Here is a 12,224-nt window from a genome sequence, read left to right on the forward strand (position 1 = left end):
GATGGAAGCACCTCAGGCAGTGACCCAGGGCAGGCGACTGACTGGCGAGCAGTGGTTATTGGTGTTCTGCCTGCTCGCGCTGACCGCCCTGGCCTGGCTCATGCTGCTGCGCATGGCCCGCGACATGAGCGCGCCGGGTGGCATGGCTGATGCGGCAATGGCCGGTATGGTCATGCCCTGGAGCCCGGCCGATGCGCTGCTGATGTTCGCCATGTGGGGGGTGATGATGCTGGGCATGATGCTGCCCAGCGCACTGCCCATGTTGCTGATCTACCAGCAGATGCTGCGCAAGCGCATGCCGTCACCGAAGCGACACTTGGCCTTGCTGCTGTTCTGCAGCGCCTATGGCCTGGTCTGGGTCGGCTTCGCCTTGGGCGCCACGGCGCTGCAATGGGCTCTCGAACAACTGGCCTTGCTCAGTCCGGCGATGCGCAGCAGCAGTACTGCGTTGGGCGCTGGCCTCCTGCTGGTCGCGGGTGTCTATCAGTGGCTGCCCAGCAAGGCGGCCTGCCTCGAACATTGTCGCGGGCCGTTGCATTTTCTTCTCAGCTACTGGCGCCCCGACGTGCTCGGCGGCTGGCGCATGGGCCTGGCCCATGGCGCTTATTGCCTGGGCTGCTGTTGGGCGCTGATGGGGCTGCTGTTCGTAGTCGGCGTGATGAACCTGTTCTGGGTGGCAGTGATCGGGGCCTTCATCCTGCTGGAGAAAAACCTGCCCCAGGGGCTCTGGCTCAGTCGTATCTGTGGTGTGTTGTTGATCGGCTGGAGTTTTTGGCTGCTGCTGGGTTGAACCTGTGGGCGAGCAAGCTCGCACAGGTCTTGTATTCGCAGGCTTGGATCGCCCCCGTGGCGAGGGAGCTTGCTCCCGCTGGGTGGCGCAGCCGCCCCAATCGGGACGGCGCAACTATCCAGGTAGACCGCGTCAGCCGGTTTTACGACTGCTTCGCAGCCGAGCGGGAGCAAGCTCCCTCGCCACGGGGACCGGAGCGTTTTTCTCGTCCGGGGGTTATTTCCAGCTGTGGATTGGCCACCCAGCCAATTCAGCATGGGCCTTCAAAACCTGGTCCGGGTTCACCACATGCGGGTAATCCACCCGCAGCAGCAATGGCAAGTCGTTGCGCGAATCGGAGTAGAAGCTCGCGCCTTCAAGGTTCTCCTCTTCGGCATCCAGCCAATCCAGCAACCGGGTGATCTTGCCTTCGCGGTAGGTCAGGGTGCCCACGGTCTTGCCGCTGTACACCCCGTGGGCAACTTCAAGCTCGATCGCCAGGATCTCATCGATGCCCAGGCGTTCGGCAATCGGCTTGACCAGGTGCGTGCCCGACGCCGAGATCACCAGGATCCGGTCGCCGGCCTTGCGGTGTTCGGCGATGGTCTTGGTGGCGTCGCTGAAGATGATCGGCTCGATGAAATCCTCCACCCACGGCGCGACGAGGTGTTCGATTTCTTCCGGCGTGCGGCCGATCATCGGCTCCAGGCTGAAGTCCATGTACTCTTCCATGCGCAGCTTGCCGTGGCTGTAGGCGTCCATCAGCTCGTTGTTGCGCCGCATGAACGACTCCGGATCGACCCAGCCCAGGCGTCCCATCTGTTCGCTCCAGAGGGTGGCGCAGTCGCCGTGGATCAGGGTTTCGTCCAGATCAAAAATTGCCAGGGCCATCAGCGCGTTTTCCTTCTCAAAATCAACAAGGCCGTCAGGCTACCTCACACAGGGCCGACGGATCGATGGAAAGTGCCAACCGGGCACCGTCAGGATGCAGGTCGGCGGCCGAGCGATTGAGCACATCCACCACCAGTTCCACGCCACGGGCCTCGACCCGGTAGCGGATCACGTTGCCCAGCAGGCTGTGGCTGCGGATCAGCGCATCGGGTTCGCCGTTGCGACTCAGTTCGATGGCTTCCGGGCGAATCGCGATGCGACCGTTCACCGGGCGTTGCAGCAGTTTGGTGGCGCTGTCGGCGTCCAGCAGGTTGTAGTTGCCAATGAAACCGGCGGCAAACACATCGACTGGTGCCGTGTAGAGGGTCTCGGCATCGCCGCTCTGTACGATCTTTCCCTGGTTCATCAGGAAAATCCGGTCAGACATGGTCAGGGCTTCTTCCTGATCGTGTGTGACAAAGATCGTGGTCAGGCCCAATTCGCGCTGGATCTGTCGGATCTGTTCGCGCAGGTGCTTGCGAATCCGTGCATCGAGGGCCGACAGCGGCTCGTCCAGCAACAACAGGCGGGGCCGGGTCACCAGGGAGCGGGCCAGGGCCACGCGCTGGCATTGGCCTCCGGAAAGTTGATGGGGGTAGCGCGCGGCAAAGTCGTGCAGCTCCACCAGGCGCAGGATCTCCAGCACCCGCTGGCGGCTGTCCGAGGCGTCGACCTTTTGCATGCGCAGGCCAAAGGCGACGTTCTGCTCCACGGTCATGTTGGGGAACAGGGCGTAGCTCTGGAAGACCATGCCGATCCCGCGTTTTTGCGGGCTCAAGGGGACGATGTCCTGGCCGTCCAGCAGGATCTTGCCGTCATCCACCGCCGTCAGGCCGGCAATGCAGCGCAACAACGTGGACTTGCCGCAACCGGAAGGGCCGAGAAGGGTGACGAATTCGCCCTTGTGGATTTCACAGTTGATGTCGCTGAACACCGGCGTGCCGGCGTAGCTTTTTTGCAGGTGTTGGACGCTGACGTAGCTCATTGGCTTTTGTCCTTGTTCAAGATGTTGGCCGCCCAGGTCAGGACCAGTACGAAGAAAAAGTAGGAAATCACCAGCGCACTGGTGAAGTGACCGCTGCTGTTGCGCATGTTGTTCAGGTACACCTGCAACGTTTCATAGCGGGTGCCGACGAGGATGTTGGCAAACACGAACTCGCCAAACAGGAACGAGAAGGACAGCAGCAGCGCCACCATCAGGCCCTTGCGCAGGTTTGGCAGCACCACCAGCAACGCAGCCTGGAAGGTGCTGGCGCCGAGCAGTTGCGCGGCGTCCATCAGGTCGCGCAGGTTGATGGCTTGCAGATTGTTGGTGATCGCCCGGTACATGAACGGCAGGGCAACGGTGAAGTAACAGCCGATCAGGATCCACGGCGTGCCGACCATCGCCAGCGGCCCGGAACCATAAAGTTGCAACAGTCCCACTGACGACACCACTGGCGGCACCGCGAAGGGCAGCAGGATGAGAATGTTCATCAGCGCATCGAGCTTGGGAAAGTGGTAATGCACCACGAACAGCAACGGCAGGATCAGCACCACCGACAGCACCAGCGCCCCCACACAGACAATCAGGGATTGGCCGAAGGCATGGAGAAAACGCGGATCGCTCCACAACTGCACATACCATTTGAAGGTGAAGCCGCTGGGCAGCACGGTGGCCGACCAACTGCTGGCGATGGAGTAAATCAGCGTGCCGGCCAGGGGCAGCAGCAAAATGGCGAATAGCAGGTAAACCACTGCCCGATGATAGAGCCCGGCGGGGCCCGATTCAGCGCGAGACATGGTAGCTCCTCTTGAGCAGCAGTTGATGGACGATGGTTACCAGGGTCATCAACGCCACCAGCACCACGGCCAATGCACTGGCCATGTTCGGATCCAGGGAGATGTCGCCGGAGACCATGGCCGCGATGCGTATCGGCAACACGTTGAAGTTGCCGGTGGTCAGCGCATAAACCGTCGCGTAGGCGCCGAGGGCGTTGGCCAGCAGGATCACGAACGTGCCCAGCAGCGCCGGGGTCAGCACCGGCAAGCCGATGTGCCGCCAGAACTGCCAGCCGCTGGCGCCGAGCAGGGAGGCGGACTCGCGCCAGTCTTCACGCAGCGCGTCAAAGGCCGGGTAGAGCAGCAGCACCCCCAGGGGAATCTGGAAATAGGTGTAGAGAATGATCAGCCCGGTTTTCGAATACAGGTTGAAATCCTCGATGATCCCCGCCTGCTTGAGCATGATCGTGATGCTGCCGTTGAACCCCAGCAGGATGATGAAGGCGAAAGCCAGGGGCACGCCGGCGAAGTTGCTGGTCATGTTTGCGAAGGCGTTGACGAAGTTGCGCAGGCGCGAGTCGACGCGGCGCAGGGAATAGCTGCCGAGCACGGCGATGACGATGCCGAACACGCTGGACCAGAAGCTGATTTCCAGGCTGTGCTGGATCGCCTGCCGGTAAAACTTCGAACTGAAGATCTTGCTGAAATTGGCCAGGCCCCAGCCGAATTCTTCTGACTCCAGGCTGTTGACCAGCACCCACAACAGCGGGGCGATCTGGAACACGATGAAGAAAATCGCGAAGGGCACCAGGCACAACGCTGCCAGCCATTTGCCGCGCGTCATGGCGTTCACTTGAGCAACTCCTGGCAATAGGGTTTGTCGTGGGCGATGCCGAGCAATTGGCAAATCGTGCCGCACAACTCGGTCTGCCGAGGGGCAGCGTTGGCGTCCAGGCTGAAACCATCCCCGAGGACAAACAGCGGCACTTCCCGTTCTTCCGCCAGTAGGCCGTTGTGGGAGCGGTCGTTGTTCATGCCATGGTCAGACGTCACCAGCACCTGATAACCGGCGTCGAGCCAGGCTTGCAGGTAGACCGCCAGGTTGATATCGGCCGAGCGGGCGCTGTTGCGGTATTGCGGCGTATCGAGGCCATGTTTGTGCCCGGCGTCATCGATGTTCATCGGATGCACCAGCAGGAAGTTCGGCGAGTAGCGCTGGCGCAGGTGCTCGGCGTCGGCGAACAGATGGGAATCGGGGTAGTGGTCATTCCAGTAGAAATGCCCGTACTGAATCGGCAGGTCGGGGTTTTCGGTGTGACGATCACGACCGGCGACGAAGGGTGAAACGTTGTAGAGCTCACTGACCCAATGATAGGCAGCGGCTGCCGTACCCAGGCCGGCCTCGGTGGCGTAATGGAAAATGCTGCGCTGGTTCGAGAGGCGCGAGACATTATTGTGCACGATCCCGCTGTCGATGGGCACGACGCCGGTAAGGATGCATTCGTAGAGCGGGCGGGACAGGGCGGGCAGTTCACATTCCAGTTTGTAGAGCGCCGCGCGTCCTGCGCCGACATACGCCTGCAAATGTCCCATGGCGTGCCGGGCGACCTCGTAATTGAGGCCGTCGAGCACCACCAGGATGACGTTGTGCTTCATGGGGACCGGGACTCCGGACAAGAACCAAAAAAACCGGTTCACCAAGCGCCCAATGTGGGAGCGAGCTTGCTCGCGATTGCGGTGTGTCAGCCAATACTCATGTCGACTGATACTCCCTCATCGTGAGCAAGCTCGCTCCCACAATAGATCAGCGGTGATCCGGGAGCGGGAGCTAGCGCCTCACTTCATCTCGACGATGACTTCTTCGTTCCACTTCTGCGGCAGTGCCTTGGAGGTCTTCTCCCACGCATCCGCATCCTTGATCGGGGTCACGCCCTTGTACTGCTCGTTCGGCAGCAGCTTGGCCTTGACCTCTTCCGGCAGCTTCAGGTGCTCGGCGCGGATCGGGCGGGCGTTGCCCTTGGCGAGGTTGATCTGGCCAGCGTCGCTGAAGATGTATTCGCGGGTCAGCTTGGCGGCGTTCGGGTGCTTGGCGTATTTGTTGATGATGGTGGTGTAGCCGGAGATCACCGAGCCGTCGGATGGGATCAGTACCACGTAGTCATCCGGGTTGGCCATCTTGGCCTTGTAGCTCAGGCCGTTGAAGTCCCAGACCACGCCGACCTCGACTTCACCTTTTTCCATGGTCGCGATGGTCGGGTTGGCCATGGACAGGCGCCCTTGCTTGGCGATGTCAGCGAACATCAACAGCGCTGGCTCGATGTTCTTCTCGTTGCCGCCGTTGGCCAGGGCTGCGGCCAGTACGCCGTTGGCAGCCTGGGCCGCGGTGCTCACGTCACCAATCGAGACTTTATATTTACCCGATTTCAGGTCGGCCCATTTGGTCGGCACTTCGGAACCGTGCAGCAGTTTCTTGTTGACGATGAATGCGATGGTGCCGGTGTAGGCCAGGGCCCAGTTGCCATCCTTGTCCTTGGCCCAATCCGGCACTTGTTCCCAAGTGCTCGGTTTGTAAGGCTGGACCACGCCTTGCTTGACCGCGATCGGGCCGAAAGCGGCGCCGACGTCGCCGATGTCGGCGCTGGCGTTGTCTTTTTCAGCGGCGAACTTGGCGATTTCCTGGGCCGAGCTCATGTCGGTGTCGATGTGCTTCAAACCGTAGTTCTTGGCCAGGTCTTCCCAGGTGCCTTTCCAGTTTGCCCAGTCATCGGGCATGCCGACGCTGTTCACGGCGCCTTCCGCTTTCGCAGCGGCTTCCAACGTTTTCAGATCGGTATCAGCGGCCATGGCGGCGGTGCACATGGCAATGGTCGAGCCTAACAGTGATGCCAGGAAAAGCTGTTTCATCCGAAGCTCCTATGGGCGTTTTCAACGCTGCGATTGCGGTTGTGTTGGTCTAGGTCAGCAATACCTGAGCCAATGTAGGCGGGTCCCATGACATTTTGATGTCGGTGGGACGTTCGCCAGCAATCGTCGGGCTCACGGAGGGTCGCTGTGGGATAAGCGTAGACCATGAGTAACCGCCTGATCTGCAAGGCCTTGGCCGTTTATTTGCAAGCGCATGTGTTGACCGTTCGGCGGTTGTGTCATCTATCAGTCATGCACAGTGCCTAGGCTTGCAGGCATGAGACGTGGATCGATGCAGCATCGAATCCTGCCCCGAAACAGTGCTGGTCTAGTCCAGATAGGTAACGTTGATGCGCGTTGAAACAACCAAAGCGGTGACAACCATCGGGCAGGTCCTGCAGGAGCAGCTTGACCACGGCTTGCTGGCGCCGGGCAGCAAGTTGCCGGCCGAGCGCAAGTTGAGCGAGTTGTTCGGGACCACCCGGATCACCGTGCGTGAGGCTTTGTTGCAGCTTGAAGCCCAGGGACAGATTTATCGGGAAGAGCGCAGGGGCTGGTTTGTCTCGCCACCAAGGCTGGCCTACAACCTGATGCAGCGTAGCCATTTCCACGCGATGGTCGCTGCCCAGGGCCGAGTGCCTTCGACCCAGGTGATCTCGGCCCGCCTGCAACCCGCTTCGGCGGCGGTCTGTGCCTGGCTGCAATTGCCGGCGCTGTCCAGCGTCATCCAGATCTGTCGCACCCGGCGCATCGATGAGCGATTGGTGCTGTACGTCGAGCACTACCTGAATCCGGCGTATTTCCCGGGCATCCTCGACTTTGACCTCAACCAGTCGATGACCGAGCTGTATGCCCGCCATTACGACCTGCATTATGGCCGGGTGAAATTCGAGATCGTGCCTACGTCGCTACAGCCGGAAGCGGCAGCGGCACTGAAAGTATCGGTCGGCAGCCCCGGGCTTCGGATTGCGCGGGTCAACTATGACCAGCATCAACGGCTGATCGATTGCGACCTGGAATTCTGGCGGCACGACGCGATTCACGTGGGCGTGGACGTGCCGGAGCAACCCGCCTGAGGCGTGTTCAGGAGGACTCGTTGAGTTTCGCCAGGATCCTGAACAACACCGTCGCGAGGATCAGCAACATGCCGATCCACATGGCGAACACCCCGACGTTCTTGTCGCGGAAATTGAAGCCGATGGCCAGCAGGATCATGCCGGCGATGATGGGCACCAGCATGGCGTTGAACGAGGACATGGAGATCATGGCGACAGCCTTGTCGAGGGGATAAGGTCAGTCTAGTTGGGGTTTGGCTGGGGTGGGCTGATGTATGTCACAGCCTCCCCAGAATTTGAGACGGGCACTGTTGTGGCGAGGGGATTTATCCCCGCTGGGTCGCGCAGCGGCCCTAAATTCTACGGTCGCTGCGCAACCGAGCGGGGATGAATCCCCTCGCCACAGGAGGCTGCATGAACAGGTTCAGCGGTTAGGGCAATTCGCGAGAAGCGTAGAACGCGCTCAGCACTTTCACCAGGTGCGCCAAGTCATGGCTGCCGCACAGTTCGCGGATCGAATGCATGGCGAAGGTCGGCAGGCCGATGTCCACCGTGCGCACACCCAGCTGGCTGGCGGTGATCGGGCCGATGGTCGAGCCGCAGCCCATGTCGCTGCGCACGACGAAGCTTTGCACCGGTACTTCCTCGGCCATGCACAGGTGGCGGAAGAATCCGGCAGTTTCGCTGTTGGTGGCGTAGCGTTGGTTGCTGTTGACCTTGATCACCGGCCCGGCGTTGAGCTTGGGACCGTGGTTGGCGTCGTGTTTGTCGGCGTAGTTGGGGTGAACACCGTGGGCATTGTCCGCCGAGACCAGCAAGGATTTCTGGATGGCGCGCACGAACTCTTCACCTTCGGGCAACAGGCGGCGCAGGGTCTGTTCGAGCATCGGACCGTCGGCACCGCAGGCCGAGGTCGAGCCGACTTCTTCGTGGTCGTTGCACACCAGCACGCAGGTTTCTTCGGTGTCGGCGGTCAACAGGGCCTGCAGGCCGGCGTAGCACGACAACAGGTTATCCAGGCGCGCGCCGGCGATGAAGTCGCCATGCAAACCGACGATGGCGGCACTTTGGGTGTCGTAGAAACTCAACTCGTAGTCGAGCACCACGTCGGCATTCAAGCCGTGCTCCCGGGCCAGTTGATCGGTGAGCACGGCGCGGAAGTCGACGCGCTCGTCGCCGGCGAACTGGGCGAGTATCGGTGGCAGTTCATTCTGAGCGTTGATTGCCCAACCTTGATTGGCTTCACGATTGAGGTGGATGGCCAGGTTCGGAATGGTGGCGATCGGTGCCTTGAAATCGATCAACTGGCTCTCGACCTTGCCATCACGGCGGAAGGTCACGCGGCCGGCCAGGGACAGGTCGCGGTCGAACCACGGCGCCAGCAACGCGCCGCCATAGACTTCCACGCCCAGTTGCCAGAATCCGTGGCGTTGCAGTTCCGGCTGCGGCTTGACCCGCAGGCAAGGGCTGTCGGTGTGGGCGCCGACCAGGCGGATGCCGTCGTGCAGCGGTGAGTTGCGGCCCAACTTGAAGGCGATGATCGAGGAATCGTTGCGCGTGATGTAGTAACGACCGTTGGCCTCGGTGGCCCAGGTCTCGCGCTCATCAAGCCGCTGGTAACCCGCCGCCTCCAGGCGCTGGGCGAGGCTGGCGGTGGCGTGGAACGGGGTAGGGGAGGCCTTGAGGAAGTCGATCAGGCCCTGGTTCAACTCTGCGCGCATAAGTAACTCCAGACAGCGATGGGCGGGAGTTTACCGTATTGGTGGATGATGGGGAGGGGTTAGGGGTATGTATATGGGGAACTTGGGGATGTCGAACCCGTGGCGAGGGAGCTTGCTCCCGCTGGGCTGCGTAGCAGCCCCAACAGCGGCAACGCAATCAAGCAGGCATACCGAGATGCGCCTTTAGGGCTGCTTCGCACCCCAGCGGGAGCAAGCTCCCTCGCCACAATGACGGTGGTGTTTCTTAGAACGGTGCCGGGCACTCGAAGCGCAGGCGTTCGCCGCTCTGCGGATGGGTGAAGCTGAGCATGCTGGCGTGCAGGCACAGGCGTGGCCAGGCGGCCAGGGCTTGCGGGTGGGCATAGAGCCCGTCGCCCAGCAATGGGTGACCGATGGAGAGCATGTGCACGCGCAATTGGTGCGAGCGTCCAGTAATCGGTGTCAGCTCGACTCGGCACCAGTCGCCACAGCGTTCCAGCACGCGCCAGAACGTCAAGGCGTGCTTGCCCTGTTCGTGATCCACCACGTGGCGGGGCTTTGTCGGCGGGTCATAGCGCAAGGGTAGGTCGATGCTGCCGCTGTCCAGTTCCGGTTGGCCCCAGCACAATGCGGTGTAGGCTTTTTCGGTTTCTCGATCATGAAACTGCCGTGACAGTTCGCGATGGGTGTCGGGGTCGCGGGCCAGCAGGATGATGCCGGAGGTTTCCCAGTCCAGCCGGTGCACGATTCGTGCTTCCGGGTAGCCGTTTTCCTGCAGGCGAGTGATCAGGCAGTCCTTGTTATCGTCGGCCCGGCCGGGCACGGAGAGCAGCAGGGTCGGCTTGTCGACCACCAGCACGGCAGCGTCCTGGTGAATGATGCGGATGTTGGACAGGGGCATTGAAAACAGTCTCGTTACAAACGCCAACGGCGGCTCGGCCCCCACAGCCTTATCGTGGGAGCGGGCTTGCTCGCGAAAGCGGTTTTTCAGGCACATTGATTTTGAATGTGCCACCGTCTTCGCGAGCAAGCCCGCTCCCACAAAAGCTGGGGCCGAGCCGCCGTGGCTCCAGCCGGGTCGATCAGCGATCCGGCAGGGTGATGTTGAGTTCCAGGATCGAGCAACTGCCCTGGCTTTCCAGCGCCACGTGCACGTCATCGCTACCGATGTTGACGTACTTGCGGATCACCTCGACCAGTTCCTTCTGCAGGGCAGGCAGGTAGTCGGGTGTGCTGCGTTGGCCGCGTTCGTGCGCCACGATGATCTGTAGACGCTCTTTCGCGACCGAGGCGGTACTGGGCTTTTTGTTGGCACGAAAGAAGTCAAAAAGGTTCATTACCTACCTCCAAACAGGCGCTCGAAGAAACCTTTCTTCGTGACGTCGAGGAATCGATGCTCGACGGTTTTGCCCAGCAGGCGATCGACAGCATCGCTGTATGCCTGGCCGGCGTCGCTCTGGTCGTCAAGAATGACCGGCACACCGGAGTTCGAGGCCTTGAGTACGGCTTGGGATTCTGGAATCACGCCCAGCAGGGTCACCGCGAGGATTTCCTTGACGTCTTCGACGCCAAGCATTTCACCGTCGCTGACGCGTTGCGGGTTGTAGCGGGTCAGCAGCAGGTGCTCCTTGATCGGCTCTTCGCCTTGCTCGGCACGGCGGGATTTGCTCGCCAAGAGGCCCAGCATGCGATCGGAGTCACGGACCGAGGAGACTTCCGGGTTGGTCACGACGATCGCTTCGTCAGCGAAGTACATGGCCAGGTGGGCACCTTTCTCGATACCGGCCGGGGAGTCGCAGACCACGAACTCGAAGTCTTCCTTGAGCTGCATCAGGACCTTTTCCACGCCTTCCTGGGTCAGCGCGTCTTTGTCGCGGGTCTGGCTGGCAGCCAATACATAGAGGTTCTCAAGGCGCTTGTCCTTGATCAGGGCCTGTTGCAGGTTCGCTTCGCCATTGACCACGTTGACGAAGTCATAGACCACGCGGCGCTCGCAACCCATGATCAGGTCGAGGTTACGCAGGCCGACGTCGAAGTCGACGATGACTGTTTTGTGGCCGCGCAAGGCGAGGCCGGTACCGATAGCGGCGCTGGTGGTGGTCTTACCCACACCACCCTTGCCGGATGTAACCACGAGAATCTTGGCCAAGGTGTTTCACCCCTAAGGAAAAAGGACTTTGTCAGCCCCTGAAAAACATCTCTGGAAACTGCTGCAATTGGACAGGCTTGGTTGGAATCGGGGATTGGGCGGGGTCTACCTCCGGTAAACGCTGCCTGATCCTTTTTCCTACGTCGTATAAGCCGTATTCGCTAGGTTTTAGAGATGCTTGGAAAATGCGGCAGTATCCGTTAAAGCCGAATGATGTTCAACACGTCGCCCGACAGGCTGACCTGGACGCCGGCCCCCCATAACGGGTCGCGCCGCAAATCCTCGGAAACCTTGTATTGCCCGGCGATGGAGACCAGTTCAGCGCTCAACTGCTGACAGAAGATCCTTGCCTTGGTGTCGCCCTTGACACCGGCCAGCGCACGGCCGCGCATCGGGCCGTATACATGGATGTTGCCATCGGCCAGAAGTTCCGCCCCCGGGCTGACCGAGGACACGACGACCAGATCGCCACCCTGGGCATAAATCTGCTGTCCGCCGCGCACCGGCGAGGTGATGACCCGGGTGGGCTTGATGGTGGGCTCGGGTGGTTTTTCCGGTTTTTTCGGTTCGGCCGGGCTCAGTTCCAGCACCCGTTCACGGGCGCCCGAGGGTGGCAGCACCGGAATATCCACGGCAATGGCGGCGGCGATGTCTTCGATACGGCTGGCGCGGATCGCCAGGGTGCGCAGGCCGTGCTGGCGGCAAACGCGCATCAGGCCTGGCAAATCCACCGAGCCTTCGCCGGCCGGCAGCTTGTCCAACGCCAGCACCAGCGGGGCATTGCTGAAAAAATTCGGGGCCTGGGCGACTTTTGCCGCCAACTGCCGGTCAAGACCTTCCAGGTCGTTACGGGCCAGTTCCAGCACCGTAATGGCGAGCATGCTGCCCTTCAGCTGGAACACGGGATCTTGGTCTAGCGGTTCGGTTTGGCTCATGGTCGGCGTACAACGACTTGT

At 61.1% G+C, this 12,224-nt stretch carries 14 protein-coding genes; 2 read left to right on the forward strand and 12 right to left on the reverse strand.

Going from position 1 to position 12,224, the window contains the following annotated elements; genetic code table 11:
• Position 1 precedes the first annotated feature (1 nt).
• Positions 2–790, forward strand: a complete 789-nt coding sequence (locus KSS97_RS08270) for a DUF2182 domain-containing protein (protein ID WP_217861442.1) — start codon at positions 2–4, stop codon at positions 788–790.
• Between the two features lie 216 nt (positions 791–1,006).
• Here the strand turns inward: KSS97_RS08270 and KSS97_RS08275 are convergent, their stop codons facing one another.
• The 6 genes from KSS97_RS08275 to KSS97_RS08300 form a co-directional block, all read right to left on the reverse strand.
• On the reverse strand, positions 1,007–1,660 hold the full coding sequence (locus tag KSS97_RS08275) for an HAD family hydrolase (protein WP_217861443.1): 654 nt from the start codon (positions 1,658–1,660) through the stop codon (positions 1,007–1,009).
• Positions 1,661–1,694: 34 nt separating this feature from the next.
• On the reverse strand, positions 1,695–2,684 hold the full coding sequence (locus KSS97_RS08280) for an ABC transporter ATP-binding protein (RefSeq protein ID WP_030142358.1): 990 nt from the start codon (positions 2,682–2,684) through the stop codon (positions 1,695–1,697).
• The gene (locus KSS97_RS08285; protein WP_030142357.1) at positions 2,681–3,481 is read right to left on the reverse strand and encodes an ABC transporter permease; all 801 of its coding nucleotides are present in this window, start codon (positions 3,479–3,481) and stop codon (positions 2,681–2,683) included. The genes KSS97_RS08280 and KSS97_RS08285 overlap by 4 nt, the downstream gene beginning before the upstream one ends.
• Entirely contained in the window at positions 3,468–4,304 is an 837-nt protein-coding gene (locus KSS97_RS08290) for an ABC transporter permease (RefSeq protein ID WP_217861974.1), read from the reverse strand. The genes KSS97_RS08285 and KSS97_RS08290 overlap by 14 nt, the downstream gene beginning before the upstream one ends.
• A gap of 5 nt (positions 4,305–4,309) precedes the next feature.
• Entirely contained in the window at positions 4,310–5,116 is an 807-nt protein-coding gene (locus KSS97_RS08295; RefSeq protein WP_217861444.1) for an alkaline phosphatase family protein, read from the reverse strand.
• Positions 5,117–5,296: 180 nt separating this feature from the next.
• Complete coding sequence (locus KSS97_RS08300) at positions 5,297–6,364, reverse strand: ABC transporter substrate-binding protein (protein WP_198798091.1); 1,068 nt, start codon at positions 6,362–6,364, stop codon at positions 5,297–5,299.
• 350 nt (positions 6,365–6,714) lie between these two features.
• Here KSS97_RS08300 and KSS97_RS08305 point away from each other — a divergent pair, with 350 nt between their 5' ends.
• On the forward strand, positions 6,715–7,440 hold the full coding sequence (locus KSS97_RS08305) for a UTRA domain-containing protein (protein WP_030142353.1): 726 nt from the start codon (positions 6,715–6,717) through the stop codon (positions 7,438–7,440).
• Between the two features lie 7 nt (positions 7,441–7,447).
• On the opposite strand, the gene KSS97_RS08310 is transcribed toward KSS97_RS08305, so the two are convergent.
• The 6 genes from KSS97_RS08310 to minC all read right to left on the reverse strand — a co-directional run bounded on the left by KSS97_RS08310 (position 7,448) and on the right by minC (position 12,203).
• A complete protein-coding gene (locus tag KSS97_RS08310) occupies positions 7,448–7,630 on the reverse strand; it encodes a hypothetical protein (RefSeq protein WP_030142352.1) in 183 nt (60 codons plus the stop codon).
• 220 nt (positions 7,631–7,850) lie between these two features.
• On the reverse strand, positions 7,851–9,140 hold the full coding sequence (locus KSS97_RS08315; RefSeq protein ID WP_030142351.1) for a M18 family aminopeptidase: 1,290 nt from the start codon (positions 9,138–9,140) through the stop codon (positions 7,851–7,853).
• A gap of 244 nt (positions 9,141–9,384) precedes the next feature.
• The gene (locus KSS97_RS08320) at positions 9,385–10,020 is read right to left on the reverse strand and encodes an RluA family pseudouridine synthase (protein WP_018612476.1); all 636 of its coding nucleotides are present in this window, start codon (positions 10,018–10,020) and stop codon (positions 9,385–9,387) included.
• Positions 10,021–10,201: 181 nt separating this feature from the next.
• The gene (gene minE, locus KSS97_RS08325; RefSeq protein WP_003179111.1) at positions 10,202–10,456 is read right to left on the reverse strand and encodes a cell division topological specificity factor MinE; all 255 of its coding nucleotides are present in this window, start codon (positions 10,454–10,456) and stop codon (positions 10,202–10,204) included.
• The gene (minD, locus tag KSS97_RS08330; RefSeq protein WP_025214989.1) at positions 10,456–11,268 is read right to left on the reverse strand and encodes a septum site-determining protein MinD; all 813 of its coding nucleotides are present in this window, start codon (positions 11,266–11,268) and stop codon (positions 10,456–10,458) included. Before minD ends, minE begins: the two co-directional genes overlap by 1 nt.
• A gap of 200 nt (positions 11,269–11,468) precedes the next feature.
• Entirely contained in the window at positions 11,469–12,203 is a 735-nt protein-coding gene (minC, locus tag KSS97_RS08335) for a septum site-determining protein MinC (RefSeq protein ID WP_030142350.1), read from the reverse strand.
• Between the last annotated feature and the right edge of the window lie 21 nt (positions 12,204–12,224).

The sequence above is a fragment of the Pseudomonas alvandae genome (assembly GCF_019141525.1).
Taxonomy (GTDB): Bacteria; Pseudomonadota; Gammaproteobacteria; order Pseudomonadales; family Pseudomonadaceae; genus Aquipseudomonas; species Aquipseudomonas alvandae.

Bases quoted from the DNA above. Each gene is read 5' to 3' on its own strand.
- KSS97_RS08295 (WP_217861444.1), bottom strand. From the start codon at position 5,116: ATGAAGCACAACGTCATCCTGGTGGTGCTCGACGGCCTCAATTACGAG.
- minE (WP_003179111.1), bottom strand. From the start codon at position 10,456: ATGAACCTTTTTGACTTCTTTCGTGCCAACAAAAAGCCCAGTACCGCC.
- KSS97_RS08275 (WP_217861443.1), bottom strand. From the start codon at position 1,660: ATGGCCCTGGCAATTTTTGATCTGGACGAAACCCTGATCCACGGCGAC.
- KSS97_RS08270 (WP_217861442.1), top strand. From the start codon at position 2: ATGGAAGCACCTCAGGCAGTGACCCAGGGCAGGCGACTGACTGGCGAG.
- KSS97_RS08310 (WP_030142352.1), bottom strand. From the start codon at position 7,630: ATGATCTCCATGTCCTCGTTCAACGCCATGCTGGTGCCCATCATCGCC.
- KSS97_RS08290 (WP_217861974.1), bottom strand. From the start codon at position 4,304: ATGACGCGCGGCAAATGGCTGGCAGCGTTGTGCCTGGTGCCCTTCGCG.
- KSS97_RS08305 (WP_030142353.1), top strand. From the start codon at position 6,715: ATGCGCGTTGAAACAACCAAAGCGGTGACAACCATCGGGCAGGTCCTG.
- KSS97_RS08280 (WP_030142358.1), bottom strand. From the start codon at position 2,684: ATGAGCTACGTCAGCGTCCAACACCTGCAAAAAAGCTACGCCGGCACG.
- KSS97_RS08285 (WP_030142357.1), bottom strand. From the start codon at position 3,481: ATGTCTCGCGCTGAATCGGGCCCCGCCGGGCTCTATCATCGGGCAGTG.
- KSS97_RS08300 (WP_198798091.1), bottom strand. From the start codon at position 6,364: ATGAAACAGCTTTTCCTGGCATCACTGTTAGGCTCGACCATTGCCATG.
- minC (WP_030142350.1), bottom strand. From the start codon at position 12,203: ATGAGCCAAACCGAACCGCTAGACCAAGATCCCGTGTTCCAGCTGAAG.
- KSS97_RS08315 (WP_030142351.1), bottom strand. From the start codon at position 9,140: ATGCGCGCAGAGTTGAACCAGGGCCTGATCGACTTCCTCAAGGCCTCC.
- KSS97_RS08320 (WP_018612476.1), bottom strand. From the start codon at position 10,020: ATGCCCCTGTCCAACATCCGCATCATTCACCAGGACGCTGCCGTGCTG.